Consider the following 26,659-nt stretch of genomic DNA (forward strand, 5'->3'; position numbering starts at 1 on the left):
GCCATATTAGCCCCGCAGCCAGTTGCGCAGCTTGATCAGCAGCAGGGCGCCGTCGCCGAGCTCGCGACGCTCGGCGACCAGCTCCGCGAGCAGGGCGGGGCGGTCGGTGATGATGGCATCCACGCCCAGGTCGATCAGCTGGGACATCCGCGCCCGGTCGTTGATCGTCCAGGCGTGGAGTTCATACCCGTAGTGCCCCGCCAGGCTGACTTCACGCTCGTCGATGCGGTTGTGACGCAGCCCGAGGGCGTCCAGGCTCCGGCGCTCCAGGGTGCCCGGCAGGATCAGCTGGGCCAGCAGGGTCACGCGCAGTTCGGGGTAGCGTGAACGGATCGTCCGGGCCAGCGTCGGCGAGGTGGTGGCCAGGCGCGTCTCGGCGAACAGCTCGGGGTCGCCACAGGCATGCACCTCCCTGTCCACTACCGCCTCGGCCAGGCAGCGGCGGCGCTCCGCCTGTTCGGCCTGAAGGGTCGCGACGACCGCCTCCACCAATGCCTCCTCACGACCGGGATCGGTCTTCAGGTCGATCATCAGGGTGCTGCGACCGCGCACTGCTGCCAGCGCCTCATCCAGTCCCGGAATCCGCTCGCCCACATAGGCGTCGCCGAACCAGCTGCCTACATCGAAGCCGGCCAGCGCCTCGCGCTCGAGCTCGCCGAGCCGGCGTGGGTCGCCGACCAGGCGCTGCAGGGTGCGGTCGTGGTAGAGCACCACCTGGTCGTCGGCGGTGAGTCGTACATCGAGCTCGACCCTGTCCGCGCCATCGTCCAGGGCACGGTGGATCGCCGGCAGGGTGTTCTCGGGGGCATCCAGGGAACTGCCGCGGTGGGCGATCACCGCTACCTCGTCGTGCAGCGTGAAGCTGTTGACGATCAGCCACGCCTGCCACAGCGCGAAGCCCACCACACTGAGCTCCACCGCCCAGGCCAGGCGCCCGGGGTGGGCATCGGCAGGAGGCGGGGCAGGGCGTGGCTCGCGATGGGCCAGGCGCAGGTAGAGGCAGGCCGAGAGCAGGGCGTTGGCGGCGATCCCGACGAAGGTGATGGCCAGGGTCACCAGTACATAGGCGGTCAGGTAGGCGAGGGTGGCCGGCACCAGGACGGCATTGCGCTCGGGTAGCCACCACAGCAGCGGCGTGAACAGCCGGTCGAATATCAGGGTGGCGAGGATCGGCAGGATCACGATCATCGCCAGCAGGGCGAGGGTGACCACGGCGATGGGGCGGCGGTGACCGCGGGTGAGCTCGCCGCTGCGGGCCAGTGCCCGGCGCGGCGAGAGTGTCTCCAGCGCCACCAGCGGCAGGGCCAGGATCCAGCGTACATAGAGGGAGGCGGCGAACCATGCCCAGGCGGCCACCAGCGGCAGGGCCAGGGCGAGGAACTGCCACAGTGCTGGCGGCCGTACGCGCTGCACATAGTAGGGGTCGAGGCCGCCGAGCAGGGCGCCATGCAGCCAGACCAGGGCGAAGGCCACCGGCAGCACCAGCAGCAGGTGGGTACCCACCTGCACCACCACCAGCCCCGCCAGCGCCGGCAGGCGGTGCAGTGTCCACCATAGCGCCTCGAAGGCCAGGCGCAGATGGTGGTCGCGCGGTCGCGCGGCGACCAGGATCATGCCTGCCTGCTGCAGGTAGAGCACCAGGAAGGTGAGGCCGACGGCGGCCAGCAGCCAGAGCGTGCCGGCCGGGCTGACCAGCAGATCGAGGAGTTCGGCGTTGCTGACCACCGTGCGGCCGAAGCGACCCACCAGACGGGCCAGGCTCCAGGCCACTGCCGGCAGCAGCAAACTGGAGGCCAGCACGGTGAAGAACAGGTGGTAGGCCACCAGCGGGCGCAGGTGCTCGCGCAGGCTGCGCAGGACATCGCGGCTCAGGTTCGCGAGAGCCAGCATGTCAGGCTCCAGGTATCGGCAGGGGCGTGCGGCTCACTCGAGCGGCAGGCGCTCGTCGGCGACCAGGATGCCGTTGTTGTCGGCGTAGAGCCACTCCCCGGGGGAGAGGGTGACGCCGGCGAAGGTCACCGGGATATCGCGCTGGCCTTCGCCGCGCTTCTCGCTCTTGCGCGGATGGGCGCCGAGTGCCTGCACGCCGAGGTCGGTCTCCGCCAGCACGTCGACATCGCGCACGCAGCCGTACATGATCACGCCGCTCCAGCCGTTGCTGGCCGCCTGCTCGGCCAGCATGTCGCCGAGCATGGCACAGCGCTGTGAACCGCCGGCATCCACCACCAGCACGGCGCCCTCGCCGGGCTCGGCCACGGCCTGCTTGACCAGGGAGTTGTCCTCGAAGCACTTGACGGTGCGGATCGGGCCGCAGAATGCCTCGCGGCCGCCGAAGTTGATGAACAGCGGGTCGAGTGCGCGGACTTCCGGGTGGGCGTCGCAGATATCCGGGGTGATGATCTGGGTCACGTCAGGACTCCTGGTCTGTTTGGGGTTCCGTGATGATGCCACAGCGTTGGCTCGGCATCAGCCGGGAGTCGCCTGCGGTGTTACGCTGGCATGAGGAGCGATCGATCGCCACCTCGATTCGCCTTGCCGTCATGCATGGAGCGCCCGACAAGATGCCCCGATCACGCGACCTCGCCCTGGATATCTGGCTGCTGATGGCGTCGGCCACCTTCCTGCTGCTGGGCGGTACCAGCCTGCTCGCCAACCTGCTGCTGCAGCTGCCCGATGCCCTGGGACGCCAGCTGGTGCTAGACGGGGGATTGCTGGCGGTGCTGTCGGGCGTGGCTTTGCTGGCGACCCTGCAGCGCTGGCGACTCCTGCGGCTGCTCGCGGGCACCGCCTTCACGGCGCTGCTCGTCTACAGCGTGGGGCATAACCTGGCCGCCGGTGACCTGCTGCGCAGCCATCTCGACGGTGTCTCGCTGCTCACGGGCGGCCCCAGGCTCTCCTCCCTGGCATCGCTGGCGCTGCTGCCCTGCGGTGTTGCCCTGACGTTCGGCCAGGGTGGTCGACTGCGGCCACTGTGGGCCTGGGGAGGCCTGCTGCAGGGTGTCGCGGGCCTGGTGCTGCTGATCGCGCTGCTGGGGCTGCCCGATATTCACCTTCGGGCCACGGCACTGTTCGCCTCCTCGCCGCTGCTGACCCTCAGTTACCTGGGGGTGCTGGGCAGCGCCCTGGCGGTAGCCGGCTTTCGCGATCCCGGTCATGCCGTACCACTCGGCCGCCCGGTGCTGGCCGCCGGCATCGCCGGCGTGCTGCTCAGCTGCCTGGCCTGGCTGATGCTGATCGGCCAGCATCAGGCGCGGCTGCATCAGCAGGGGGAGTACGTGCTGGATGCCGTGGAGGTCAACGCCGGCGCGGCGCTGGAGTCCCACCGGTTGTTGATGCAGCGCATGGCGCAGCGCTTGCAGGCCGCGCCGGACGGCATAGAGCCCAGCGTGCTGGAGGCCGATGTCGACAACTATCTGACCGATACGCCGAGCCTGCAGGCCGTGGGGCTGATGACAGAGGATAGCTGGCGCTGGCAACACGCCCGGCGGCAGCCATTGGTGGAGCGTCTCGCCGGACTGGCTGGCGTGGATGCTGCCCGCCAGTGGATGGCCGAGCGCCAGGAGGCGGTGATCCTGCTGCCCGATACCCGCGCGTCGGAACAACTGCTCATGCTGCTGCCGGTGCCTCGCCATGACGCCTGGCTGGCGGCGCTGTTCGATCTCGCGCGTCTGCTCGATGATCTGCCCGAGACGCTGGTGGATGGCTACCGGGTCGAGGTCACCCATCAAGGGCGCACGATCACCGTCCTGGGAGCCGCCGAGCCGAACAATGACGCGTCGCTGGCCATGCCGCAAGTGGCCGAGCGCAGTATCGCTCCAGCCAGTGAATTTCGCCTCGGCCTGCTGGCCTGGGCCGGCCCCGGCTCGGGCTGGCTCTCGGGTGCGCTGATTCCCCTGGCAGTGGCCGTGGTGGGGCTGCTGATGAGCTATCTGCTGGCCGTCAGTCTGGCTCTGGTGCGTCAGGTCACCGCTCGTTCCCGGGAGCTTGATCGCGCCAGGCACTCGCTGTGGCAGAGCGAGCAGCGCTACCGCTCGCTGTTCGCCTACAACCCGGATGCGGTCTTCTCGCTGGACCGCGGGGGGCACTTCCGTACGGTCAACCCGACCTGCAGCGAGATCAGCGGCTACGATCAGCACCAGCTGATCGCCAGCCATTTCCGCCACTTCCTGCACGCAGAGGGGATGGCGGAGGTCGAGGAACTCTTCCACGCCACCCTGGAGGGGTTGCCCCAGCGGGCCGAGATCACCTTCGTGCATCGCGACGGCGTTCCGCGACGACTCGACCTGACCACCCTGCCGATCATCGTCGACAGGCGAGTCACCGGTATCTTCGGTATCGCCAAGGACATCACCGAACGGCGCGAGCGCGAGCTGCGACTGCGGCTGCTCGAGCGCAGTGTCGAGGCGAGTACCAATGGCATCGTGGTGGCCGACGCCCTGGCGCCGGACCTGCCGATCCGCTATGCCAACCCCGCCTTCGAGCGTATCAGCGGCTACCCGCTGGCGGAGATCCTGGGGCGCAACTGCCGTTTCCTGCAGGGGCCCGAGACCGATCCCGAGGCGGTGAAGCAGCTGCGTGAGGCCCTGACGGCACAGCGCGAGGTGCACGTGACCCTGTGCAACTACCGTCGCGACGGCTCGCCGTTCTGGAACGACCTCTACATCTCCCCGGTGCGCGATGGCCAGGGGCGGGTCACCCACTTCGTCGGCGTCCAGCACGATATCTCCGAGCACAAGGCCTACGAGGCGCAGCTGGCCCACCATGCCAGCCACGACGCCTTGACCGGCCTGGCCAACCGTTCGCTGTTCGAGGACCGGCTGGCCCACGATGTGGAGCTGGCGCGCTTGCACGGCGAACGCCTGGCGGTGCTGTTCATCGACCTCGACGACTTCAAGCCGATCAACGACAGCCTGGGCCACGCGGTCGGCGACCGGGTGCTGGTGGAAGTGGCCCGGCGGCTGTCCCGCGCGTTGCGCCTGGGCGATACCCTGGCGCGCCTGGGCGGCGACGAGTTCGTGGTGCTGCTGCCCTCGCTGGAGAACGAGGAGCAGGCCCAGGGGGTCGCCGAGCGCCTGCTGGCGCTGGTTGCCAGGCCCTACCGGGTGGCGGGCCACGAGCTCCACCTGACCAGCAGCATCGGGATCGCCATCGGGGATGACGAGCTGGAGAACCCGCTGACGCTGATACAGCAGGCCGACATGGCGATGTACAAGGCCAAGCAGCAGGGCCGCAACGCCTATCAATGGTTCACGCCGGAAATCACCGCGAGGGTCAACGAGCGGGTGGCGCTGCGTCACGACCTGCAGGAGGCGATCGACAACGACCAGCTCGCGCTGCACTACCAGCCTCAGCTCGACCGCGAGGGGCGGGTCTTGGGGGTGGAGGCGCTGCTGCGCTGGTCACATCCCGAGCGTGGTGTGATCTCCCCCGGCACCTTCATTCCCCTGGCCGAGGAGACCGGCCAGATCATTCCCATCAGCCAGTGGGTGCTGCGCCGGGCCTGCCGCGACCTGTTGGTGCTGAGTGACGCCGGCCATGATGCCCTGGCGGTGGCGGTGAATCTCTCGCCGCTGCAGTTCCATCGCGCCAACTTCCTGGGAAGTCTGCGCGAGGCGCTCGCCGAGAGCCGCCTGCCCGCCTCGCGACTGACCCTGGAGCTCACCGAAGGCATCCTGATGGACAACACCGAGGCCGCCATCGATACCCTGCATGCCCTGCGCGGGATGGGGGTCGGCGTGGACATCGACGACTTCGGTACCGGCTACTCGAGCCTGAGCTATCTCAAGCACCTGCCGATCAGCACCGTGAAGATCGATCGCAGCTTCGTCAGCGAGGTCACACACCGCGCCGATGATGCCGCCATCGTCCAGGCCATCATCGCCATGGCCCACCACCTGGGACTCATGGTGGTGGCCGAGGGCATCGAGGAGGAGGCCCAGCGAGAGTTCCTGCTGGAGCATGGTTGCGATCGCTTCCAGGGCTTTCTGCTGGCGCGCCCCATGCCGCTGGATGACCTCAAGGCCTGGCTGGATCGGCGCTAGTTGCCGCCACCGAGGGTCAGGCGCAGGGCCTGCAGGCCGTCGAGCTGGATGTTGACCTCATCGCTGAACAGCGGATGACCGTCGAGGCGGATCTCCAGGGTGGCCTCGGCGCCGCGGTAGGCGATGGAGGTGGCGATCTCGGCCTCGCGGCTCACCGGCGCCAGGGGGCCGTATTCCACCCCGGTCACCTCCACGGCATCGAAGCCTCGCTCGGCGAACTCCGCCTCGATCCCCTGCTTGATGGCGATGCCGTAGTAGAAGTAGAGCCCGCCATAGGCGATACCGCCGAGCAGGACGAGATAGAAGACGAAGCGGCCCATGAACTGACTCCCTGGTGGCCTGAGTAGGATTCCGGAGCGTGCAGTGTACCCCAGCACCGGGCGACTGCGCAGGCGCTGGCGTACCGCCGTGGCTATGCCACAATGGCGCCCCTCGAGTCGGCGGAAAGCGGCGAGACAGCAGGAGAGTGATCATGCACAGCAACCACGATGCCCGCCGTCGCCTGGGGCGCTTGACCGAGCTGCTCGCCGAGTGGCAACCGCTGTGGCAGCCGCTGCCGTTCCAGCATGTCCGGTTGCCCTGGCTGGCCGAGTCGCCCGCCATGGCCGAGGCGCTGCTGGCACTCACCGATGCCGAGGTGGCGCGGCTGCAGGATACCCCCTTCAGCGACTCCCCCCTGGCCGAATGGCTGCCGGTCGCGGAGCTCGAGGCGCTGGTCAGCCTGCCGCGGCTGCCGGGCGAGGAGCTGACGCTTGCGGAGCACTGGGCGGCCCATGTCGGCGGTCGCAAGTGGCACCAGATAGCGGCCTTCCTGCCCAGGGTGCAGCTGGCCGCGGGCGACAGGCCCCTGGAGTGGTGTGCCGGCAAGGGACACCTGGCCCGCACCCTGGCGCGCCGGCATGGGCTCGAGGTGCGGGGGCTGGAGTGGGATGCCGCGCTCTGCGACAGCGGCGCGGGGCTGGCCGAGGCGCAGGGCGCTCCCCTGGAGCTGGTCCACCAGGACGTGATGGCGCCGGGCGTCGAGCGCTGGCTGACGCCGACCACCCATGCCTGCGCGCTGCACGCCTGCGGCGACCTGCACCGTCGCCTGATGGAACAGGCGGTGGCCGCCGGCAGTGCGCTGACCCTGGCCCCCTGCTGCTATCAGCGCACCGCCGATGCCTGGTACCGACCACTCTCGCGTCTCGGCGCCGACGCCATGGCGCGCCATCGCCTGGCACTGTCCCGGGAGGATCTGGCCATGGCGGTGCAGGAGACCGTCACCGCACCCCGGCATGACCGGCGTCACCGCGAGCGGGCCGGTGCCTGGCGGCTGGGTTTCGATCGGCTGCAGCGGGCGGTACGTGGCCAGGATGACTACCTGCCGGTGCCCAGCCTGGCCTATGGCCGCATGCCCGGGAGCTTCGCCGACTTCTGTCACTGGGCCGCCGAGCAGAAGGGAATCGCGCTGCCCGACGGCATCGACTGGGTCGCCTGCGAGGCGGCGGGTTGGCGCCGCCGGGCCGAGGTGGCACGCCTGGAGCTGGTACGCCACCTGTTCCGGCGACCCCTGGAGGTGTGGCTGGCACTGGATCGCCTGGTCTTCCTCGAGGAGGCCGGCTACGTCGCGGAGCTCGGCACCTTCTGCGACCGCGAGCTGACCCCACGCAACCTGCTGATCCGGGCTCGCCGCCCCGCCTCCGCCTGAGGTGCCGGTTCGGCGGTCATGGCGCCACCGGCTGGTCGTCAGCAGCGGCGGGTGGCGCTGACGCCTCACCGGTGCGGGCCTGGCGGGCCGACAGCCACTCCGCGAAGTAGTCTTCCATGCGCGTCAGGGTGCGTGCATACCAGGTCTCGTCCTTGGTAATGGCACGCTCGGCATTCAGCGGGTGGGTGGGGATGTGCAGGCGCATGTCCACGCCGCTCTGCGGATGACTTCCCACCCGCACCGCCGACGAGGCGCGTGCCGGCCCGTAGGGAATCCGCCGGGCCAGGGCGACGAGGCGCTCGGTGGAGGTGGCGAAACGGATAAACTCCCGTGCTGTGTCCGGATTGTCGGCATGGCGGGGAATCACCCAGGTCTCGTGCTCCTGGACCTGTCCGTCCCAGAGGATCTCGATGGGCGCTCCCCGGGAGATCATCGCGTCGAAGAAGCGGCCGTTGTAGCCCGAGGCCATCACCACCTCGCCCTCGATGAGCAGGCGCACCGGCGTCTCGCCGTCCTCCCACCAGTGGATCTCCTTCAGCGCATCCAGGCGTTCCAGTGCGAGGCCCAGCCCCCGCGGTGTGCTGAGCAGCCGGTAGAGCTCCTCGTGGGGCACGCCAGTGGCGAGCAGCGCCCACTCCAGGTTGACGGCGGGAGTGCGCTGCAGGGCCCGGGGGCCCGGGAAGCGTCGCTGATCGAAGAGGTCGGCGATGCGCGTGGGTCGTCTCCCCGGGAAGGCGTCGGAGCGATAGGCCACCACCGTGGCAAACAGCGTATGGGTCAGTGCACAGTCGCCGATGGCTCCCGGCATGAAGTCCCGCTCGGCGGGGGTACCATCCGGGGCCGGGGCAGCAAGGTCCGGCGACAGCGTCTGCAGCAGCCCCTCGTCGCAGGCCGCCATGGCCTGGCTGCGGGTCATGTCGATCACATCCCAGGGCACCTCCCCGGCGGCCACGGCCCGGCGCAGTTCGGCCAGGCCGCCGGCGTAGCGCTGCACCTCGACCGGGGTGCCGCTCGATTCGCTGAAGGGAGTGAACAGCGCTTCTTGCTGGGCGCGCTCGTAGGCACCGCCCCAGCTCAGCACCCGCAGTGGCCCGGCGAGCGCCCCAGGTATCCAGGCGAGCAGAAGCAGCAGGGCGGCAAGCCGCCGACTACCCATGACCATGCTCCTCGCGGCGCAGGGCATCGCTCTGGTGGAGGTAGGCGTGGGCGATATGCACCTCGTAGACCACCCCGCGGAAGATGCCCTCGTCGACGACCGCCAGGGCCTCGCCGGTGACTTCCTCGAGCAGGGCCATCGCCGCCCACAGGGTGGTGTCGGAGTGCAGTGTCGGCCGTTCGGCATCGACACACTCCCGGGCCCGCCGGAGCGGGCCTGCTTCCTGGCGCGCCGCCTCCAGTTCGGCCAGGGTCACGCAGCCGTGGAAGTGCTCCTGGGTATCCACCACGTAGGCCTCACCGTGGCGCTCCCGGGCCAGGGTGGCGATGGCCTCGTCCAGCGACGCATCGGGGGAGAGGGTGACGCACTCCCGGGTCAGGTAGTCGATCACCCGGGTATCCATCAGCAGGGCCTGGCCGCGCCCCGAGGAGAGGTCCAGCCCGCGGTCGTGCAGCTGGATATCGAACAGCGAGCGTCCGAACAGCTGGGCGGCGATGGGGCTGGCCAGGGTCACGCTGGCCAGGGCCGCCGTGGTCAGGGCGTAGTTGCCGGTGAGCTCGAAGACAATCAGCAGGCTGGTCAAGGGGGCGCCGATGACCGGGGCGGTGACGACGACCATGCCACACACCGCATAGAAGACGAAGCTCTCCTGGGAGACGCCGGTAAGGCCGGCCACCAGGGTGCCACAGAGCGCGCCGAACAGGGTGCCGATCACCAGGGCGGGGCTGAATACGCCGCCGCTGAAGCCCATGCCCAGGCACAGGGCGGTGGCCGCCACCTTGAGGCCCAGCACCAGCAGCAGCTCGCCGCTGCCGAAGGCACCGGCGATGGTGGCGAAGCGTAGCGTTTCCTGACCCATGCCCAGGATGTCGGGAACCCACAAGGCCACCATCCCCAGCAGTGCCCCGGCCAGGGCGGGATGCAGGTCGGGACGCAGCGGCAGGCGCCGGGCGAGGCGGCCGACGCCGAGGATAGCGTGCATGTAGCCTCCGGCGAGCAGGGCGCCAAGCCCGCCGATGGCAACGAAGAGCGCAAATTCCCAGGCCCGCGGCACGGCGGTCTCGGCGACATGGAACAGGGCGCCCCGGGCCAGCGCCTGGGTGGCGATCACATGGCCGACGAGGGCGGCGGCGGCGATGGGGGCGAAGGCGCGCAGCGCATAGTGGCGCAACACCACCTCATGGGCGAAGATGATGCCCCGCGAGCGGGGCATTGAAGGCGGTGGCGATGGCCGCGGCCACGCCGCAGGCGATGGTGATGTTGTCGTCGGAGCGGCCCAGGCGCAGCAGCCGTGCACCGAACGAGCCCAGGGTGGCCCCCATGTGCACCAGCGGACCGTACTGGCCTACCGAGGCACCCGCCCCCAGGGAGATCATCGCGGTCAGTGCCGAGACAGCCCCGACCCTGGCCGGCAATCGGCCACGCCGGGTCTGGACGGCGGCGATGGCATCGGCGGGCGTATGGGGACGGCGTTCGGGCAGGCTGCGATGCAGGCGGCCGACGATCAGCCCGCCCAGGGTCGGCACCGCCACGGTGGTGAGGGTCAGCCACTCGGGCCAGGCAAACATCATGCGGCTGCGCGGCGAGATCAGCAGGACCTCGTTGAGCCACAACACGCCGCGCACGAAGCCGGCGGCGAAGAGTGCCGCGACGCCGCCGATAACGGCACCAAGCAGCACCAGCCCCAGGAAACGCAGCACCGGCAGGGGGCCGCTGCCGGTGGGCGCCGTTGTGGTCTCCATGACCAAGGTGTAGGTGCCAGGTCACCAGACGTCCACTCGCGTCGGGAGGGGAGGGCGGACCCGGCGTGGCCGGCCTGCGCTCGAGGAGTGCTCAGGCCGCGGCGAAGCGGCGCTGCAGCCAGGCGTTGATGTCGTCGGATTCGTAGAGCCACTCGACCTCGCCGTCGGCGTGGGCGATGCGCAGGCAGGGGACCTTGACGCGTCCGCCGCCCTCGGCGAGTTCGCGGCGATGATCCGGGTCGAGCTGGGCGTCGCGCGTCTCGATGGGCAGGCCCAGGCGGGCGATCTCCTTGCGGACCTTCACGCAGAAGGGGCAGGTGCGGAACTGGTAGAGGGCGAGGCTTTCGCAGGAGCGGTCGACCTCGGCCTGGGCCTGGGCGGAGCGCTCCACGGCCTTGGGAGTCGAGAGTTTCTCGGAGATCAGCACGACCGGGGCGAGCAGCAGGCGCAGGCCGCGGAAGAAGAGGCGGATCAGGGGTCGCATGGCGTCTAGGCATCCTCGGTGGTTCGCAGGGGGCGGCCATGATGCCACGCCCTTGGGGAAGCGACCACCGGGGAGCAGGCTTGCCACCGCTTGCGCTGATGGCGACACCGCTCAAGACCTTTCCGGCGAAATCACGGCATCTCGGCCGGAAAGCGCGCGAGTATCTCGCGTGGTTCGCCGTCGCGCATGATCTCCATCGGCAGGAGGGTGCCGGGCGCCTGGCGCCTTACCAGGGCGATCAGTTCGCCGGGGGAGCCCAGCGGCTTGCCGGCGGCGGCACTGATGATGTCATCCTCGTGCAGGCCGCTCGCTTGCGCCACGCTGTCGGCCTCGACCCGGGCCACCCGCACACCCGCCGGGTCCGGCACGATCATCACCCCCAGGCGCATGGGGCTCGCCGGCTCGTGGAGCGTTTCGTCGCCCAGGCCGAACAGGGCGTCGGCGATCGCCACGGGGGGCGGGCACTCCTGGTCTGGCGACCAGGGCAGCAGCGTGCGCTGCGCCGTGATACCCAGGGCATCGAGCTGGTGGGGAACGCCGTGACCGTGGGTGATGTGCCCCTCGCCCATCAGTCCGACCACCAGCGGTGCGTCCTCGCTGGCATCGGCCAGCCCCTCGGCCATGGCGCGGTCCCACACCAGCTGGGCATCGATGAAGCGCTCGAGCCCGCCGGGATCCCCGGATTCGCTGGGGTGGCTTGAGTAGACCTCGGTGAGGGCGCCGAGATAGTCCGGCGAGGGCGGTACCGGTGGTGTCAGGTGGTGGCGCTCCGCCGCCGGCACCGCCTCCCAGCCCTCGTCGGCCAGCCGCCGGCGCAGTTCCGGGGTGACGTTCAGGGCCACCAGCGGAATGCGGTTCATGCGCGCGAAGTGCAGGATCGGCAGGTAGAGGTCGGGGTCATAGCCCCAGGCGTCGTGCCAGCCACTGGATTCCAGGAAGGCCGCCTCGTCCAGTTCGCCGGCCACCCAGGCATCCAGCACCGACTGGGCCTCGCGAGGCAGCATCTCCAGGCCGATGACCAACTGCGGGCGGTGGGCATGCAGCGCCGCCAGGGTGTGCAGCTGCCAGCGGTGGTGTGCCAGTCGTTCGTGCTGTTCGCCCAGCAGGACCACCCGCTGCGTGGCGAGCTCCTGCAGCAGGGCGTCGGCGGCGACCGGCTGGCCGTCGCGCTGCCACTCACCCGGCATTGGGCAGTCGGCGGTGGCCGGTAGCGGCGCCAAGGCGATCAGCAGACCGAACAGCATGGATAACCGGGTCAGGGGGAGCGGCATCGGGACTCCATTGGCGGAAGGCAACCCGGATACTTTATCCCAGGCGCCACGCAGCCGCGATCCACGTTGTCGGACAGGCCGTTTGGCTAGACTGCAAGTAGCCAAGGCAGTCCCGCGACGGAGGTGGCGCCTGTTGCCCTGAAAGCGCGAGGCTATCGGGGAGATCGGCAAGCGGCCATTAGCAAAGTCCCTCCGGCGCGGTACCCTAAGGGGATATCGAACCACCCGAGGAGTGCCTCTTGCCCAGTCCCCGTTCGCTGTCGATCCCGATCGCCGCTCTGTGCGCGCTGCTCTCCTGGGGCCCGGCCGTCGCCGAGGAGGCGCCGCCGCTGCGCCTGGTCGCCACCACCGGCATGGTCGCCGATATCGTGCGCGAGGTGGGCGAAGAGCGGGTCGAGGTGCAGGGCTTGATGGGCCCCGGTGTCGACCCGCACCTCTATCGCCAGACCCGCAGCGACGTGGTCGCCATGAGCCGCGCCGATGCGGTGTTCTGGAACGGGCTTAGCCTGGAGGTGCAGCTGGCCGAGCTGCTCGAGCGACTGGCCTGGCGGCGACCGGTGTTTGCCGTGGCCGAGGGAGTGCCCCGTGAGGCGCTGCTGGCCGACGAACAGTATCCCGACCAGCCCGACCCCCATGTGTGGATGGATCCGGGACGCTGGCGCCACGCGGTCATCGCCGTGCGCGATGCGCTGATTGAGCTGGACCCCGATGGCACCGATGACTACGAGGCCAGCGCCGAGGCCTATCTGGAGGAGCTCGAGGAGCTGGACGCCTATGCCCGCGAGGTCCTCGCCAGCATTCCCGAGACCTCCCGGGTGCTGGTCACCGCCCACGATGCCTTCGGCTACTTCGGCGACGCCTACGGGCTGGAGGTGATGGGCATCCAGGGCTTCTCCACCGAGAGCGAGGCGGGGCTCTCGCGTATCGAGACCCTGGTCGACCTGCTGGTCGAGCGCGAGATCGGCGCCATCTTCGTCGAGACCTCGGTGTCGGAGCGCAGCATCCGGGCGCTGATCGAGGGCGCCGCCGCCGTGGGCCACGAGGTGCGCATCGGTGGAGAGCTGTTCTCCGACGCCATGGGCCCCGAGGGCAGCTACGAGGGCAGCTGGCTGGGCATGCTCGACCACAACGTCACCACCATCGCCCGGGCCCTGGACGGTGACGCCCCCCAGGCCGGCTGGCAGGGTCGCCTGGCCATGGCCGACCCAGGCTCGGCCGAGGAGGAGTAACCCATGCCCGATTCGCGACTCGGCAAGGCGGTGATAGCCAGTCCCCTGGCGATCCAGGGGCTCACCGTCAGCTACGACCACCGCCCGGTGGTGCATTCGGTGGACTTCATCACGCCGCCGGGCAGCATGAGCGCCATCATCGGCCCCAACGGGGCCGGCAAGTCGACGCTGCTCAAGGCGGCGCTGGGCATCACCCGGCGGCTCTCCGGCGAGGTGCGGGTCTTCGGTCGTCCCCTCGAGCAGGAGACGCGCCATCTGGCCTTCGTGCCCCAGCGCTCCAGCGTCGACTGGGACTTCCCTGCACGGGTCATCGACGTAGTGGGGATGGGGCTCTATCGCGACCTGCGCTGGTGGCAGTTCGGTTCCCGGCAGCTGCGCCGGCGAGCCATGGAGAGCCTGGCCCGGGTCGGCATGGAGGGTTTCGCCGAGCGCCAGATCGGGCAGCTCTCCGGAGGCCAGCAGCAGCGGGTGTTCCTGGCTAGGGCGCTGGTCCAGGAGGCCGACCTGACCATCCTCGACGAGCCCTTCGCCGGGGTCGATGCCGCCACTGAGGCGGCGATCATCGAGGTGCTCAAGTCGCTGCGCGACGAGGGCCGAACCCTGCTCTGCGTGCACCACGACCTGGCCACGGTGCGTGACTATTTCGATCATGTGCTGCTGATGAATGTGCGGCGCATCGCCGCCGGCCCCGTGGACGAAGCCTTCACCGAGGAGAACCTGCAGGCCACCTATGGCGGCCGGCTAAGCCCCGTGCAGCTGGCGCGGCTCGTCGAGTCGCCGAGAGCGGGGCGCAGGGTAGAGGCGGGGCAATGATGATGGAGACCTGGTGGCGGGCACTCACCTTCACCCTGGGTTACAACACCAGCCTGGTGACCGTGGGTGCCATGCTGCTGGCCGCCGCCGCCGGCATGGTGGGCAGCTTCGTGCTGCTGCGCAAGCGTGCCCTGGTCAGCGATGCCATCAGCCACTCCACCTTGCCTGGGCTGGCGCTGGCCTTCCTGGTCATGGGCGTGTGGCAGGGGGATGGCCGGGTGCTGCCGGCGTTGCTGGCCGGCGCCGCGGCCAGTGCCGCCCTGGGGCTGTGGCTGGTGCAGCGCATCGGCGAGCGCACCCGGCTGGGTGAGGATGCCGCCATCGGCGCCGTGCTCTCGACCTTCTTCGCCTTCGGGGTGGTGCTGATTACTGTGATCCAGACCCTCTCGGTGCGCGGCCAGTCGGGGCTGACCGGCTACCTGGTGGGCGCCACGGCCGGAATGCTCTACTCCGAGGCGCTGCTGATCGCCGCCTGTGCCGTGGGCCTGCTGCTGGCGCTGCTGGTGTGGCGCCGTGACCTGCTGCTGCTGTGCTTCGATGCGGACTTTGCCCGCACCCAGGGCTTCGATACCGGCAGGCTCGACCTGCTGCTCCTGCTGCTGCTGATGGCGGTGGTGGTGATCGGACTCAAGGTCACCGGGCTGATCCTGGTAGTGGCGCTGACCATCATCCCGCCGGTGGCGGCACGCTTCTGGACCGACCAGCCCATGCGCATGGTGGCGCTGGCGGCCCTGCTCGGCGCCCTGTCGGGCTATCTCGGTGTCTCGCTCTCCAGCGTGCGCGAGGGGCTGCCCACCGGGCCGCTGATCGTGCTCGCCGCCTTCACGCTGTTCCTGGTCTCCTTCCTGTTTTCGCCGCGTCGCGGTGTGCTGGCCTCGCTGCTCGCCTATCGCCGCCTGCGTCAGCGGGTGCATCTGCGTCAAGGGCTGCTCGCCCTGGGGCGTGACGAGCCGATCTTCGACGGCCTGACCCTCAAGCTGCTGCAGCGGCGCGGCCATGTGCGCCGCGACGGGGTCGCCACCCCGGCAGGCCTGGCGGCGGCGCGTGACGCCGAGCATGAGGAGCGCCTCTGGGCGCTCTATCGCCGGCGCTACCCCGACGACGCCCTGCACCGCGAGCATGCCGGCCTGACGCCCATCGGCCAGGTGCTCTCGGCGGATGCCATCATGGCCCTGGAGGCGGAATTGCCGCCCGCGGAGACGGCACGATGAACGAGTTCATGATGTTCAGCCTGGTGCCGCTGACGGTCGCGATCATCATCTCGATGACCTGTGCGCTGCTCGGCAACTTCCTGGTCCTGCGCCGCCAGAGCCTGATCGGTGATGCCATCAGCCATGTGGCACTGCCCGGCATCGTGGTGAGCTTCCTGATTACTGGCACCCTGGCGTCCCTGGCCATGATGCTGGGCGCCGGAGTGGCCGCCCTGGTGACGGTGGTGCTGATCGAGCTGATCCGTCGCCTGGGCCGAGTGGAGGGCAGCGCCGCCATGGGTGTGGTGTTCACCAGCCTGTTCGCCCTGGGCGTACTGTTGCTGGAGTGGCACGGCGCCGGCGGGGTGCACCTGGATGTCGAACACGCCCTCTACGGCAACCTGGAGAGCCTGATCTGGTTCGAGGGGAGTGGCCTCGGTGCGCTGTTCGATCCGGTGGCGCTGGCCGACCTTCCGCCCCAGCTGGGGCGGGCCGCCTGGGTAGGGCTGGTGGTGGTGACCTTCGTGGTGGTGATGCGCCGTCCCTTGGTGCTGGCCAGCTTCGATCCCGATTTCGCCGCCAGCATGCGCGCCCGCCCGGCGCTGGTCGACCTGTTGCTGGTGACTCTGGTGGCGGTGGCAGCCATCGCCGCCTTCGAGGCGGTGGGGTCGATCATCGTCATCGCCATGTTCGTCTGCCCGGCCGCCGCCGCCCGGCTGATGACCAACCGCCTCGGCGCCCAGATCGCCTGGAGCCAGGGCTTCGCGGTGGCGGCGGCGGTGGTCGGCTACCTGCTGGCCGGCGAGGCGCCACGCTGGCTGGGCTTCGAGGCCTCGCTCAGCGCCGCCGGCATGATCGCCACCGTCGCAGGACTGATCCTGCTCGCCGCCTGCCTGTTCGGCCCCTGCCGCGCGCGTACCGGTTCGGCACAGCGCGCCTGACCCTGCCACGCATTCGAGGGAAGCGTCAGCCGGCGTCCTCCTCGCTGACGGCCGGACGGCGCGCCATCACGGTGATCTCGACGTGGGCGCCGCCGTAGAGACGGGGTCACGGTATTGTCGAGTCTATTGCCACAAGGATCTGTTGATGAGTCAACCCGATACGGCCAAGCGAGTGCGGCCCGCCGCTACCCTGGCGCTGGTACGCGACGGGGCGCCGGGTCTCGAGGTACTGCTGCTGCAGCGCACCTGGCATGCGGCCTTCCTGCCCGGCTACTTCGTCTTCCCCGGCGGGGCCGTGGACCCCCGGGACCCGGACGTGCGTGCCTTCACCTCCGGCCGCGGGGATGACGCGATCAGCCAGACCCTGAGCCTTGACGAGGGTGGGGCCGACTACATGATCGCGGCACTGCGCGAGTGTCTCGAGGAGGCGGGTCTGCTGCTGGCCGTGGACGCCCAGGGGCGCCTGCCGGCGGGGGACCATCCGGTGCTGGGCGAGGGGCGCGAGGCACTGCGTCGGGAGCAGACGAGCTTTCGCGCATTGTGCGAGCGCCATGGCCTCGGCCTGCCGCTGGACCGGCTGGCCTACCTGGGCCACTGGGTCACGCCCCCTGGCGCACCGCGGCGCTTCGACACGCGCTTCTTTGTGGCGCTGGCGCCGCCGGACCAGAAGGCGGCACACGACGGCAGCGAGACCATCGACCACGCCTGGCTGACCCCCGCCGAGGCCCTGGCCGCACATCGCCAGGGTCGCATGTCGCTGGGGTATCCCACCCTGCGTACCCTGCGACTGATCGGTGACTTTCCCACCGCCGAGGCGCTGTTGCGTTACGCCCATGCCAACCCGCCGACGGCGCGTCCCAGCCGCCCCTGGCCGGCTGACAGGGGCGGCGTTGCCTGGCAGGTAGAGCCGGATGCCCCGGCCTATGCGGAGGTGCGGCGTCTGGATCCGCACCGCCAGGGTACGGCCAGCGCCGAGCTCGTGCCCGGTAGGGCGGTGGAGCTGGCGCCGGGGGTGACCCGGGTGACGGCGCCCAATCCGGGCGCGATGACCGGACCCGGCACCAACAGCTATCTGCTGGGCAACGGTGATGAGTCTCTGGTGATCGACCCGGGCCCCGCGGATCCGGCCCATCTGGAGCGGCTGCTGGCGTTGGCCGATGGACGCATCTCCCGAGTGCTGGTGACCCACACCCATATCGACCACTCGCCGGGGGCGGCCTGGCTCAAGGCGCGCACCGGTGCCCGGCTGGTAGGCCTGCCGCCGCCGCCCGGGGCGAGCCAGGACGCCGGCTTCGTGCCCGACCACCGGCCGGCCCACGGCGAGCGCCTCGATACACCCGTCGGCCCGCTGAAGGTACTGCATACGCCGGGTCACGCCTCCAACCACCTCTGCTACCTGCTGGAGCCCGCGCGGCTACTGTTCGCCGGCGACCAGGTGATGCAGGGCTCCACGGTGGTGATCAACCCGCCGGATGGCGACATGGCCGCCTATCTGGCCGCCCTGCAGGCCCTTGGGGAGGAGCCCTTCGATACCATCGCTCCGGGCCACGGCTTCCTGATCGGTGAGGCCCACGCCGCCATCGACTTCCTGGTCACCCATCGCCTGGCGCGGGAGCACAAGGTGCGCCTGGCGCTGGCGCGTCACGGTCCTGCCAGCCTGGAGACGCTGACGCAGCATGCCTACGATGATGTGCCCGAGGCACGCCGGGCACTGGCCGCACGTTCGGCGCTGGCGCATCTGCTCAAGCTGGAGGTGGAGGGGCGTGCCGCCCAGCAGGCGGGGCAGTGGGTTTCGCTGGAGGGGTAGGGGTGCCTGTGCCTGAGCGCTCGGTTCCTGCCTATGCCCAGCGTTCGTCGGCGGTAAAGGCCACGGTGAACCAGCGGCGTTCGGGGGGCGGGCTGAGGCGTTCGGCGATCTGCTCGCGGATCTCGTCCATCACCGCCACCCCCTGTCCGCTGGCGAAGTCCGGGGCGGTGACGATATGGATCTCGATGAAGTGGCCGCGTCCCGCCTTGGCGACATGGCTGTAGTAGTGCAGCAGCCCCTCGCGGGCCATCACCGGGGCCATGGCGGTGTGGACCTCCTCGTCCAGCGCGCTCGGCGCGATCAGGAAGATCTCCTTCACGGCCCGCCGCACGATGCCGATAGGCACCGGCATGAAGCCGGCCGTCAGCAGCATCAGCAGCACCGAATCGATATAGGGGGTGAGGTGGGCCCAGATGGTCTGTTGCAGGGCCAGGGCGACCAGGAAGGCAACCAGCAGCGAGGTGGTGATCAGCGCCGCCATCAGCCAGCCCTGCATGTCGATGCGCACGAACTCGGAGTTCGCGGTGCGATTGATCCGCCGCTGGTAGGCGGTCATGGCGAAGCAGACGATGGCCACCACCACGGCGTAGGCGATGGCCAGGTCGAAGGCGAGCTCACGGCCGCCCTCGCGCAGGTCGAGCAGGGCGGTGAGGAAGGCATAGAAGCAGAGCAGCATCAGGATGCTGCCGTTCAGGGCCGCGACCAGCGGCTCCAGGTGCCAGTAGCCATGCTGGAAGCGTTCGCTGGCCTCGCGCACGGCGAGCCGTGCCACCAGCAGGGCCAGCCCCGACATCGCGGCATCGATGGTCGAGAAGACGCCATCGAAGAGGATCGACTGGGAGCCGGCCAGCAGGCCGATGGTCACCCCCAGGCTGGAGACCACCAGGGTCATCACGATGGAGAGCTTCAGCGCGCGCTGCTCGAGGGTGGCTTGCATGGATGAGGGCTCGTGGTTCGGTAAGCCTTCATACTAGCGAAGCGTTGCCGGGGCGGGAATGGCGTGACTCAACGCTGCCCAGCGCCCCGGCTGCGTTGAGGCGGTCCGGCCTGCCTGGCTGGCAGCGTCGGCGCCCCTCCGCCAGACTGGATCAGGACACCTTCGCCACCAGGCGCTGGCTAGCCGACAAGGAGGAATGCATGAATCAGCCGATCATCGCCGACAACAAGCCGAAGAAGGTCACCCTGGAGCAGGGCAAGGAGTATGCCTTCTGCCGCTGTGGCCGCTCCAGCGACCAGCCTTTCTGTGATGGCTCCCACCAGGGCACCGGCTTTACTCCGCTGATGTTTACCGCCGAGAAGGGCGGCGAGGCGTTCCTGTGCCAGTGCAAGCAGACCGGCGACGCCCCCTACTGCGACGGCACCCACAAGAACTTCGATGCCGACCAGGTGGGCCAGGAGGCGCCACAGGCCGAGCAGGAGGGTGGCGACCGGATGCCCGAGGCGAAGGCCACCGCGGAGGAGCCCACGGTGGAGTTCATCCATCGCCTGGCCCGGGAGGGACTGGAGGGCGTGGGGCGCCACGGCCCCATCGACGCCATGGGGGTGCCGCGCCATAGCCTGCCGCACTGGGACGACCTGCAGCTGATGGTGGCCCAGCTGGCGACACAGCCGCTGCTGGATGATGCCGAGGTGGCCACCCGGCTGGTGGTGGGCCCCGAGGCGAGAAAGCCGCTGACCCTCGAGATGCCGCTGCTGGTCTCCGACATGAGCTTCGGGGCGCTCTCCGAGGAGGCCAAGATCGCCCTGGCTCGGGGTGCCGAGCGTGCCGGTACCGGCATCTGCTCCGGTGAGGGCGGCATGCTGCCCGAGGAGCAGGCCGAGAACTCCCGCTACTTCTACGAACTGGCCAGCGCACGCTTCGGCTTCGAGGAGAGCCTGCTCGACAAGGTGCAGGCGTTCCACTTCAAGGGCGGCCAGGCGGCCAAGACCGGCGCCGGCGGCCACCTGCCGGGCAGCAAGGTGAGCGCCAGGATCGCCGAGGTGCGCGGCCTGGCCGAGGGCGAGCCCGCGGAGTCGCCGGCCACCTTCGAGGACCTGCACTCGGTGGATGACTTCCGGCGCTTCGCGGACCGCGTGAGGGAGGTGACCGGCGGCATCCCCATCGGCTTCAAGCTCAGCGCCAACCATGTCGAGCGCGATATCCAGTTCGCCCTGGATGCCGGCGCCGATTACCTGATCCTCGATGGCCGTGGCGGCGGCACCGGGGCGGCGCCGCTGATGTTCCGCGACCATATCAGCGTGCCTACCATCCCGGCACTGGCTCGTGCCCGTCGCTACCTGGACGACGAGGGGGCGAGCGGGCGGGTGACCCTGATCGTCACCGGCGGCCTGCGCCTGCCCATCGACTTCGTCAAGGCCCTGGCGCTGGGGGCCGACGGGGTGGCCATCGCCAACAGTGCCATGCAGTCCATCGGCTGCGTGGCGGCGCGTATCTGCCACACCAACAACTGTCCGGCGGGGATCGCTACCCAGCGTGGCGACCTGCGCCAGCGCCTCGACGTCGAGAAGTCCGCCGCCCAGCTCGAGCGCTTCCTGCGTGCCTCCGCGGGGCTGATGCAGGTGATGGCGAGGGCCTGTGGCCACGCCAGCCTGGCGGGCCTCAACCCCAACGACCTGGCGACATGGAAGCGTGAGATGGCCCTGCTCAGCGGCGTTCGTTACGCCGGCGTGATGGAGCCGGGGCTGTGAAGGCGCCGGCGGCGGATGCCGCAGTGGGGGCGCCCGGCGAGGATGCCGTCGAGAGTCGCATCCGGATCGCGCGCCTGGAGCCGGATTCGCCTCACCTGATGACCCTGGCGCGCTGGGAGCTGGCCCAATGGGGCCATCTCGACCCTGACAAGCGTCTGGACCAGGCGCTTGTCAGCTTCCGGGCCCAGTGCGGGGAGGGCGGGCTGCCCTCGGTGTTCGTCGCCATGGCCGGTGATGCCCCGGTGGGCATGGCCAGCCTGATCGATGACGACATGCAGGACCGCGCGGAGCTCAATCCCTGGCTGGCCTCGGTCTATGTGCGCCCGGAGTGGCGCGGGCAGGGCATCGCCTCGCGACTGGTCCGCCGTGTGGAGCAGGAGGCCAGGGAGCATGGCATCGCCACCCTGCATCTCTTCACCCCGGACCGCCAGGCGCTCTATTGCCGCCTGGGCTGGCAGGCGTTCGAGGAGTGCGTTTACCGTGGTGAAGCGGTGACGATCATGCGGCGGGAGCTGGGCGGGTCGGCCTGACGCCTCAGCAAAATCCGCGTGAACCCTCGCCCACTCGGGCGGGGAGGTAAGCGGGCAGCGCGGTAGCGCTGCTGGGGTTGCGGCATGCCACCTGGTGGCATAGTCTGTACATACATCCAGTTGGCGATGAATTTCCATGCTAAAGCCCGTGAAGATTCGCATCTATCCTACAACTGAGCAGGCAGCGTTTCTGAACTGCCAGTTCGGTGCGGTGCGTTTCGTCTATAATGCTGGCCTTCGCATCATGTCCCATCGCTACAAGCACCACGGCCAGTCACTGAGCGCCAAACACGACATCAAGACACTGCTGCCGGTCGCCAAGAAGTCCCGCCAGTATGGCTGGCTGAAAGAGGCGGATTCCATGGCTCTCCAGCAGGCGTGCCTGAACCTTGATCATGCCTTCCAACGCTTCTTCGACCCCAAGCAGAAAGCCGGCTATCCGCGTTTCAAGAGCAAGCGGGGCAAGCAATCCAGCTACCACTGCGTCGGCGTCAAGGCCGGCGATAGCTGGATCAAGGTGCCCAAGCTTGGGCCGATCAAGGCCAGGATGCACCGCCAGGTCGAAGGGAGGCTGAAAAGTATCACCCTCACCCGAACGGTCACCGGAAAGCACTACGCCTCGCTGCTCTACGAAACGGATCAGGTCGCCCCGGCACCACTGAAGGATGTCGACGCCGCCAAGGTCGTCGGTCTCGACATGGGCCTCTCTCACCTGGCTATTGACTCCACCGGGCGCAAGATCGCCAATCCGCGCTTCCTCAAGCAGGCGCAGAAGAACCTCAAGCGCAAACAGCAGGCGCTGTCTCGCACGAAGAAGGGCAGCCGACGCCGCGCCAAGGCACGCTTGCTCGTCGCCAAGGCGCTTGAGCGGGTCGCCAATGCCCGCAACGACTTCCAGCACAAGCTCTCTCGACAGATCGTTGACGACAACCAAGCGGTGATCGTCGAGACGCTGAAGGTTCGCAACATGATGAAGAACGCCAAGCTCGCCAAGCACATCTGCGATGCGTCCTGGTATGCCTTGATGACCAAGCTGGACTACAAGGCCAGGGAGCAGGGCAAACATCTGGTCAAGATCGACCCATGGTTTGCCAGCTCCAAGACCTGCCATGTCTGCCAGCACAAGATGGACGCCATGCCGTTGGGCGTCCGGTCGTGGGAGTGCCCGGCCTGCCACACGCAGCACGACCGGGACATCAATGCGGCGCTGAACATCAAGCATCAAGGCATAGTGAAGTTGAAGGCGGAAGGGCTGTCCGTTTCTGCCCACGGAGGCTTGCGTAAGACCGGCATGTCGCCGGCTGCTGCCTAAGAAATGGGAAGCCTCGCCCGTGGCGCGTCAGCGCTTAGGGCGGGGAGCAGTCACCGCAGGTAGTACTCCACCGTCGAGACCACGCGTACCGTCTTCACCGGCTGCTGCTCCTCGGGGATGCCCGCCGCCTGGTCGCGGGCGCGGATCTCGAACACCCCCTGGTTGGCCCGGCGCAGGTCGCCGACGTCGGCACTGGCGTCCCTCGCGAACTGCTCGGCGGCCTCCCGGGCCGCCGCCGTGGCCTCGGCGATCATCTCCGGCTTGATCTCGTTGAGGCGGCTGAACAGGTAGAGCGGACCGCTGGGGCCGTAGTCGGAGGAAAGCACCACGCCGGCATCGAGCAGCTCGCCCACCACCTGTGCGGTGTCGCGGATGCCCTCGATATCGGTGCTGCGCACCGTCAGCGTCTGGTTGATGATGAAGGTCTGCTCCACGTCGCTGCTGCGGTAGGGATTGGCCGAGGTGTCGTTGACGTTGAGTCGCTGCAGCTCCACCTGGTCGGCGGCAATGCCGTGGCGTTCGAGGAAGTCGAGGATCGCCTCGCGGCTGGTACTGGCCTCGTCACGGGCCTGCTGAAGGGTCGTGCCGGATGCCACGAAGTGCAGCGGCCACAGCGCGATATCGGCCTCGACCTCGCGCTCGGCCAAGCCCTTGACCGTGACGTAGCGGTCGCCGGTACGCAGGTCGGTCAAGCCATCGGCGATCAGCGATGCCGCAACGACGGCAGCGATGGCGAGGATCAGGCTGGGTATGACCTTCATGACGACTCCTTGGCGGTGGCGCGCCGCAGCGCTAAGGGAAGAAACATCGATTCCAACCCTTGGATCATACGCCTTTCGCAGGAAAACTAGACTTCACAAGGCCATACCCTGAATCCCGGAGGATCGACCATGCGACTCGAAGGCTCCTGCCACTGCGGTGCCGTACGCTTCTCGGTGGACTCGCCCCATCCCTATCCCTACCAGCGCTGCTACTGCTCCATCTGTCGCAAGACCGCGGGAGGCGGCGGCTACGCCATCAACCTTGGTGGGCGCGCCGACACCCTCGAGGTCCAGGGGGAGGAGAGCAAGGGCATCTACCGCGCCGTCATCGATGGCGAGCAGAGCCCCGGCGAGCGCCATTTCTGCCGCCACTGCGCCAGCGCCCTGTGGGCCCATGACCCGCGATGGCCGGAACTGGTGCACCCCTTCGCCTCCGCCATCGACAGCGACCTGCCGATCCCGCCCGAGCGGGTCCACCTGCTGCTGGAAAGCAAGGCCGGCTGGGTCGAGGTCGAGGCGCGGGAGAACGACAAGTGCTTCGCCGAATACCCCGAGGAGAGCCTCGCCGAGTGGCACCGGCGGCTGGGGCTCGAGACACCATAACGAGCAGGCAAGAGAAAGGCGGCACCCGGATGGATGCCGCCTTAGCGCGTGGTGCCGCCTATTAGTGGGTGCTCTGATCGCCGGGGGCGAGTCAGTCGGCGCGGGTGGCGGTCGTCGCTGTGGGAGCGATGATGCCCTGTTCCCGCGCCATGGCATAGGCGGCCCGGGGGCCGGCCCACAAGGAGGGCAGCAGCACCAGCGAGACGGGAATCGCGGTGATCACGATGAACTGCTGCAGCGCACCGATCTGCCCCGCGCCCATGTAGAGCAGGATGCCCGCCATCAGCGCCATGACGATGCCCCAGAAGGCACGTACCTGGGGGCTCGGCGCGTCGTGGCCGGCGCACACCACGGCGATGGCGTAGCTCATGGAGTCGCCGGTGGTGGCCACGAAGATGCTGGTCAGCAGCAGGATGGCCAGTGCCATCATGGGTCCGCCCGGCAGCGCCTGGGCTACGGTGAGGGTCGCCACGTCGAACTGGAAGTTGTTCAGCGCCTCACTCAGGTCGATCGCCCCGGTCAGCTGGTAGTGGATGCCGGAGCCGCCCAGTTGGGTGAACCAGATCGCGGTAGCCACCGGGGCCATCACCGCCACGGCGAGGATCATCTCGCGGATGGTGCGGCCCCGCGAGATGCGTGCCACGAAGATCGCCATCAGCGGCGCATAGCCGATGAACCAGGCGAAGAAGAATACCGTCCACCACTGCATCCACCAGGCCGGGGCGGTCTCGGCGCTCATGGTGGCCATGGTGAAGAACGATGACAGGTACTCGCCGAAGCCCTGGCTGAAGGCGTTGACCAGGAACAGGGTGGGGCCGGCCACGAGGATCACCGCGGCGATGGCCAGTGCCAGGAAGACATTGAAGCGCGACAGGATCTGGATGCCCTTGTGGATGCCGGTCATCGCCGAGGTCACGTAGATCCCCGCCAGCAGCACCAGGATGCCGAGCTGGGTGGCGTAGCCCTCGCTGACGCCGAACAGCTCGTGCAGGCCGAAGCTCACCTGGGTGGCGAGGAAACCGATGGGGCCGACGGTGCCCGCGACCACGGCAATCACGCAGCAGGCATCCACCACGCTGCCCAGCGCTCCCTTCATGACGCGCTCGCCCAGCACCGGGTAGAGCAGGGTGCGTGGCTGCAGCGGCTGGCCCTTCACGTGTGCAGCGCTGGGCCGACGAGGCCTCTCACCACCCCGTGGTGATCATCTCGGTGATCGTGATCATGGCGGTGACCCTGGCGATCGGCCTGCCCGGGAGAATCGGGCTGTGGCTGATCGCACCCTTCTATACGCCGCTGGTTGCCACCCTGATGTTGACGGTCGGCAGCGTGGCGGGCGCCCTGGGTGCCTACTATCTCTCTTCCCGCTTCAGCTACCGCTGGACACCCAGGGGGCTCACTCGCAAGGTCATGGACAAGCTGGAGAGACGCGGTGACTTTCTGACCCAGTGTGCCCTGCGCGTACTGCCGGGCTTCCCCCACTCTGTGGTCAACTTCGCCGCCGGCCTGCTGCGCCTGCCGCTTTCCACCTTCGTGATGGCGGCCATCATTGGCCTGGTCCTGAAATGGGCGGTCTACGCTAGTGCGATTTTCGGTGCCCTTGAGGCCATGGAGAGCGAGGAGGCCGTGAGCCCCAATGTGATTTTCCCGCTGGTCGCGCTGACCCTGCTGCTGCTCGCCGGCGCCTGGCTCAGGCGCCGTGTAGAGGCCCAAGGTCACTCGCTGGGATAGGGCGGTTCATTCAGCAGGCACCGAGCCACGCCACTTCGAGCCGAAACGGCCCCGCCTGACGGTCGACGATCATCAGCCCCACCTGGGTGATCCGCGAAGGATGCAGCGCCGGCACCTCCGGGAGTCGTCGCCCCCGGAACATGGCCTCGAAGGCGTGCCAGGGCAGCTCGACGCCCTGCCACTCGTCCCCCTCGGGCCGGAAGCTGGCGCGGTAGGCCGCCCCCTGCGGCAGCTGGTTGGTGTAGAGGCGCAGCTGGTAGGCCCTGCCGTCGCCGCGCACGCGCAGCACGATGCCCGCGGCCTGGCCCAGGTCCATGGCCTCGGGGTCGCGGCGCACCGAGGCGAAGCCGCCGTTGTTCTCCAGTGACGTCTCGCCGTCGAACACCCCGACGCCGTCCTCCGCGTGCAGCCCGCCCCGGGAGACGCCGCCCATCACGGCGTCGTTGATGGAGTACCAGCGGCTTGCCTCGCAGGCGTCCTGGAAGTCGATCAGGCGTGCTGTCATGGGGAAGCCTCCGGGGTCTGCTGTACCAGGATTCCAGCATGCCTGCCTGGGCCCGCGATGTCTCCTCGGGGGCTGCGCGGTACCAATCCGCCACTTCACCATGACGCCCGACGGAAAAAACTGGATAATGGCGTGTTTTCTGCCCCCGCGGCCCACGCCAACTCCCCCGGT

Annotated in this window: 23 protein-coding genes and 1 pseudogene; 12 read left to right on the plus strand and 12 right to left on the minus strand. The window is 69.0% G+C overall.

Translation table 11 applies throughout. The annotated features are described in order from the left end of the window. Positions 1-6: 6 nt before the first annotated feature. Positions 7-1,890: a glycerophosphodiester phosphodiesterase family protein gene (locus ACJ7IV_RS06215; protein WP_483866240.1), complete on the minus strand. Its 1,884-nt coding sequence runs from the start codon at positions 1,888-1,890 to the stop codon at positions 7-9. A 33-nt stretch (positions 1,891-1,923) separates the two neighbouring features. Beyond that, complete coding sequence (gene rraA / locus ACJ7IV_RS06220) at positions 1,924-2,409, minus strand: ribonuclease E activity regulator RraA (RefSeq protein ID WP_483866241.1); 486 nt, start codon at positions 2,407-2,409, stop codon at positions 1,924-1,926. Between the two features lie 152 nt (positions 2,410-2,561). Between rraA and ACJ7IV_RS06225 the strand changes: the two genes are divergently transcribed. Further along, positions 2,562-6,041 carry a bifunctional diguanylate cyclase/phosphodiesterase gene (locus ACJ7IV_RS06225; protein ID WP_483866242.1) on the plus strand — a complete coding sequence of 1,160 codons (3,480 nt, stop codon included), beginning with the start codon at positions 2,562-2,564 and terminating at the stop codon, positions 6,039-6,041. Here ACJ7IV_RS06225 and ACJ7IV_RS06230 read toward each other — a convergent pair. Beyond that, complete coding sequence (locus ACJ7IV_RS06230) at positions 6,038-6,361, minus strand: hypothetical protein (RefSeq protein ID WP_483866243.1); 324 nt, start codon at positions 6,359-6,361, stop codon at positions 6,038-6,040. The two genes, ACJ7IV_RS06225 and ACJ7IV_RS06230, sit on opposite strands and share 4 nt — an antisense overlap. 152 nt (positions 6,362-6,513) lie before the next feature. Here ACJ7IV_RS06230 and ACJ7IV_RS06235 point away from each other — a divergent pair, with 152 nt between their 5' ends. Then, positions 6,514-7,728, plus strand: coding sequence for a methyltransferase (locus ACJ7IV_RS06235; RefSeq protein WP_483866244.1), 1,215 nt, complete (start codon positions 6,514-6,516; stop codon positions 7,726-7,728). A 16-nt stretch (positions 7,729-7,744) separates the two neighbouring features. On the opposite strand, the gene ACJ7IV_RS06240 is transcribed toward ACJ7IV_RS06235, so the two are convergent. From ACJ7IV_RS06240 to ACJ7IV_RS06260, 5 genes are all read right to left on the minus strand, one after another. After that, positions 7,745-8,884 carry an extracellular solute-binding protein gene (locus tag ACJ7IV_RS06240; protein WP_483866245.1) on the minus strand — a complete coding sequence of 380 codons (1,140 nt, stop codon included), beginning with the start codon at positions 8,882-8,884 and terminating at the stop codon, positions 7,745-7,747. Continuing rightward, on the minus strand, positions 8,877-10,097 hold the full coding sequence (locus ACJ7IV_RS06245) for a chloride channel protein (protein ID WP_483866246.1): 1,221 nt from the start codon (positions 10,095-10,097) through the stop codon (positions 8,877-8,879). The genes ACJ7IV_RS06240 and ACJ7IV_RS06245 overlap by 8 nt, the downstream gene beginning before the upstream one ends. Further along, positions 10,063-10,626 carry a chloride channel protein gene (locus ACJ7IV_RS06250; RefSeq protein ID WP_483866247.1) on the minus strand — a complete coding sequence of 188 codons (564 nt, stop codon included), beginning with the start codon at positions 10,624-10,626 and terminating at the stop codon, positions 10,063-10,065. Before ACJ7IV_RS06250 ends, ACJ7IV_RS06245 begins: the two co-directional genes overlap by 35 nt. Before the next feature lie 91 nt (positions 10,627-10,717). Next, positions 10,718-11,110: a glutaredoxin family protein gene (locus ACJ7IV_RS06255; RefSeq protein ID WP_483866248.1), complete on the minus strand. Its 393-nt coding sequence runs from the start codon at positions 11,108-11,110 to the stop codon at positions 10,718-10,720. A 131-nt stretch (positions 11,111-11,241) separates the two neighbouring features. Then, entirely contained in the window at positions 11,242-12,381 is a 1,140-nt protein-coding gene (locus tag ACJ7IV_RS06260) for a ChaN family lipoprotein (RefSeq protein ID WP_483866249.1), read from the minus strand. 239 nt (positions 12,382-12,620) lie between these two features. Here ACJ7IV_RS06260 and ACJ7IV_RS06265 point away from each other — a divergent pair, with 239 nt between their 5' ends. The 5 genes from ACJ7IV_RS06265 to ACJ7IV_RS06285 all read left to right on the plus strand — a co-directional run bounded on the left by ACJ7IV_RS06265 (position 12,621) and on the right by ACJ7IV_RS06285 (position 18,361). Then, a complete protein-coding gene (locus ACJ7IV_RS06265; protein ID WP_483866250.1) occupies positions 12,621-13,610 on the plus strand; it encodes a metal ABC transporter solute-binding protein, Zn/Mn family in 990 nt (329 codons plus the stop codon). Positions 13,611-13,613: 3 nt separating this feature from the next. Beyond that, positions 13,614-14,423: a metal ABC transporter ATP-binding protein gene (locus tag ACJ7IV_RS06270; protein WP_232911051.1), complete on the plus strand. Its 810-nt coding sequence runs from the start codon at positions 13,614-13,616 to the stop codon at positions 14,421-14,423. Next, positions 14,420-15,634, plus strand: coding sequence for a metal ABC transporter permease (locus ACJ7IV_RS06275; protein ID WP_232911052.1), 1,215 nt, complete (start codon positions 14,420-14,422; stop codon positions 15,632-15,634). The genes ACJ7IV_RS06270 and ACJ7IV_RS06275 overlap by 4 nt, the downstream gene beginning before the upstream one ends. Beyond that, positions 15,631-16,554 (plus strand): metal ABC transporter permease, encoded by a 924-nt coding sequence (locus tag ACJ7IV_RS06280; protein ID WP_161432839.1) that lies wholly within the window; start codon positions 15,631-15,633, stop codon positions 16,552-16,554. Before ACJ7IV_RS06275 ends, ACJ7IV_RS06280 begins: the two co-directional genes overlap by 4 nt. Positions 16,555-16,699: 145 nt before the next feature. Then, a complete protein-coding gene (locus ACJ7IV_RS06285) occupies positions 16,700-18,361 on the plus strand; it encodes an MBL fold metallo-hydrolase (protein WP_483866251.1) in 1,662 nt (553 codons plus the stop codon). Between the two features lie 31 nt (positions 18,362-18,392). On the opposite strand, the gene ACJ7IV_RS06290 is transcribed toward ACJ7IV_RS06285, so the two are convergent. Continuing rightward, complete coding sequence (locus ACJ7IV_RS06290; RefSeq protein ID WP_483866252.1) at positions 18,393-19,298, minus strand: cation diffusion facilitator family transporter; 906 nt, start codon at positions 19,296-19,298, stop codon at positions 18,393-18,395. A gap of 200 nt (positions 19,299-19,498) precedes the next feature. Between ACJ7IV_RS06290 and ACJ7IV_RS06295 the strand changes: the two genes are divergently transcribed. The 3 genes from ACJ7IV_RS06295 to ACJ7IV_RS06305 all read left to right on the plus strand — a co-directional run bounded on the left by ACJ7IV_RS06295 (position 19,499) and on the right by ACJ7IV_RS06305 (position 22,891). Then, positions 19,499-21,049, plus strand: coding sequence for a glutamate synthase-related protein (locus ACJ7IV_RS06295; RefSeq protein ID WP_483866253.1), 1,551 nt, complete (start codon positions 19,499-19,501; stop codon positions 21,047-21,049). Beyond that, positions 21,046-21,579 (plus strand): GNAT family N-acetyltransferase, encoded by a 534-nt coding sequence (locus tag ACJ7IV_RS06300; RefSeq protein WP_483866254.1) that lies wholly within the window; start codon positions 21,046-21,048, stop codon positions 21,577-21,579. Before ACJ7IV_RS06295 ends, ACJ7IV_RS06300 begins: the two co-directional genes overlap by 4 nt. A gap of 148 nt (positions 21,580-21,727) precedes the next feature. Continuing rightward, positions 21,728-22,891: an RNA-guided endonuclease InsQ/TnpB family protein gene (locus ACJ7IV_RS06305; RefSeq protein WP_483866255.1), complete on the plus strand. Its 1,164-nt coding sequence runs from the start codon at positions 21,728-21,730 to the stop codon at positions 22,889-22,891. 50 nt (positions 22,892-22,941) lie between these two features. On the opposite strand, the gene ACJ7IV_RS06310 is transcribed toward ACJ7IV_RS06305, so the two are convergent. Further along, positions 22,942-23,652 (minus strand): SIMPL domain-containing protein, encoded by a 711-nt coding sequence (locus ACJ7IV_RS06310; protein ID WP_483866256.1) that lies wholly within the window; start codon positions 23,650-23,652, stop codon positions 22,942-22,944. 129 nt (positions 23,653-23,781) lie between these two features. Between ACJ7IV_RS06310 and ACJ7IV_RS06315 the strand changes: the two genes are divergently transcribed. Continuing rightward, positions 23,782-24,255, plus strand: coding sequence for a GFA family protein (locus tag ACJ7IV_RS06315; RefSeq protein WP_483866257.1), 474 nt, complete (start codon positions 23,782-23,784; stop codon positions 24,253-24,255). 91 nt (positions 24,256-24,346) lie between these two features. Here the strand turns inward: ACJ7IV_RS06315 and ACJ7IV_RS06320 are convergent. Beyond that, a pseudogene (locus tag ACJ7IV_RS06320) lies at positions 24,347-25,420 on the minus strand (BCCT family transporter); the annotation flags it as partial. On the opposite strand from ACJ7IV_RS06320, the gene ACJ7IV_RS06325 reads away from it, so the two are divergent. After that, complete coding sequence (locus ACJ7IV_RS06325) at positions 25,414-25,983, plus strand: TVP38/TMEM64 family protein (RefSeq protein WP_483866258.1); 570 nt, start codon at positions 25,414-25,416, stop codon at positions 25,981-25,983. The pseudogene ACJ7IV_RS06320 and the gene ACJ7IV_RS06325 sit on opposite strands and share 7 nt — an antisense overlap. A 10-nt stretch (positions 25,984-25,993) precedes the next feature. Here the strand turns inward: ACJ7IV_RS06325 and ACJ7IV_RS06330 are convergent, their stop codons facing one another. Next, positions 25,994-26,488, minus strand: coding sequence for a CIA30 family protein (locus ACJ7IV_RS06330; RefSeq protein ID WP_483866259.1), 495 nt, complete (start codon positions 26,486-26,488; stop codon positions 25,994-25,996). Positions 26,489-26,659: the final 171 nt, after the last annotated feature.

The organism is Halomonas sp. C10-5 (assembly GCF_057169305.1).

Coding starts and splice junctions, on each gene's coding strand:
- ACJ7IV_RS06215 (WP_483866240.1), bottom strand. CDS start 1,890: ATGCTGGCTCTCGCGAACCTGAGCCGCGATGTCCTGCGCAGCCTGCGC.
- ACJ7IV_RS06225 (WP_483866242.1), top strand. CDS start 2,562: ATGCCCCGATCACGCGACCTCGCCCTGGATATCTGGCTGCTGATGGCG.
- ACJ7IV_RS06230 (WP_483866243.1), bottom strand. CDS start 6,361: ATGGGCCGCTTCGTCTTCTATCTCGTCCTGCTCGGCGGTATCGCCTAT.
- ACJ7IV_RS06235 (WP_483866244.1), top strand. CDS start 6,514: ATGCACAGCAACCACGATGCCCGCCGTCGCCTGGGGCGCTTGACCGAG.
- ACJ7IV_RS06240 (WP_483866245.1), bottom strand. CDS start 8,884: ATGGGTAGTCGGCGGCTTGCCGCCCTGCTGCTTCTGCTCGCCTGGATA.
- ACJ7IV_RS06245 (WP_483866246.1), bottom strand. CDS start 10,097: ATGCCCCGCTCGCGGGGCATCATCTTCGCCCATGAGGTGGTGTTGCGC.
- ACJ7IV_RS06250 (WP_483866247.1), bottom strand. CDS start 10,626: ATGGAGACCACAACGGCGCCCACCGGCAGCGGCCCCCTGCCGGTGCTG.
- ACJ7IV_RS06255 (WP_483866248.1), bottom strand. CDS start 11,110: ATGCGACCCCTGATCCGCCTCTTCTTCCGCGGCCTGCGCCTGCTGCTC.
- ACJ7IV_RS06260 (WP_483866249.1), bottom strand. CDS start 12,381: ATGCCGCTCCCCCTGACCCGGTTATCCATGCTGTTCGGTCTGCTGATC.
- ACJ7IV_RS06270 (WP_232911051.1), top strand. CDS start 13,614: ATGCCCGATTCGCGACTCGGCAAGGCGGTGATAGCCAGTCCCCTGGCG.
- ACJ7IV_RS06275 (WP_232911052.1), top strand. CDS start 14,420: ATGATGATGGAGACCTGGTGGCGGGCACTCACCTTCACCCTGGGTTAC.
- ACJ7IV_RS06280 (WP_161432839.1), top strand. CDS start 15,631: ATGAACGAGTTCATGATGTTCAGCCTGGTGCCGCTGACGGTCGCGATC.
- ACJ7IV_RS06285 (WP_483866251.1), top strand. CDS start 16,700: ATGAGTCAACCCGATACGGCCAAGCGAGTGCGGCCCGCCGCTACCCTG.
- ACJ7IV_RS06290 (WP_483866252.1), bottom strand. CDS start 19,298: ATGCAAGCCACCCTCGAGCAGCGCGCGCTGAAGCTCTCCATCGTGATG.
- ACJ7IV_RS06295 (WP_483866253.1), top strand. CDS start 19,499: ATGAATCAGCCGATCATCGCCGACAACAAGCCGAAGAAGGTCACCCTG.
- ACJ7IV_RS06310 (WP_483866256.1), bottom strand. CDS start 23,652: ATGAAGGTCATACCCAGCCTGATCCTCGCCATCGCTGCCGTCGTTGCG.
- ACJ7IV_RS06315 (WP_483866257.1), top strand. CDS start 23,782: ATGCGACTCGAAGGCTCCTGCCACTGCGGTGCCGTACGCTTCTCGGTG.
- ACJ7IV_RS06330 (WP_483866259.1), bottom strand. CDS start 26,488: ATGACAGCACGCCTGATCGACTTCCAGGACGCCTGCGAGGCAAGCCGC.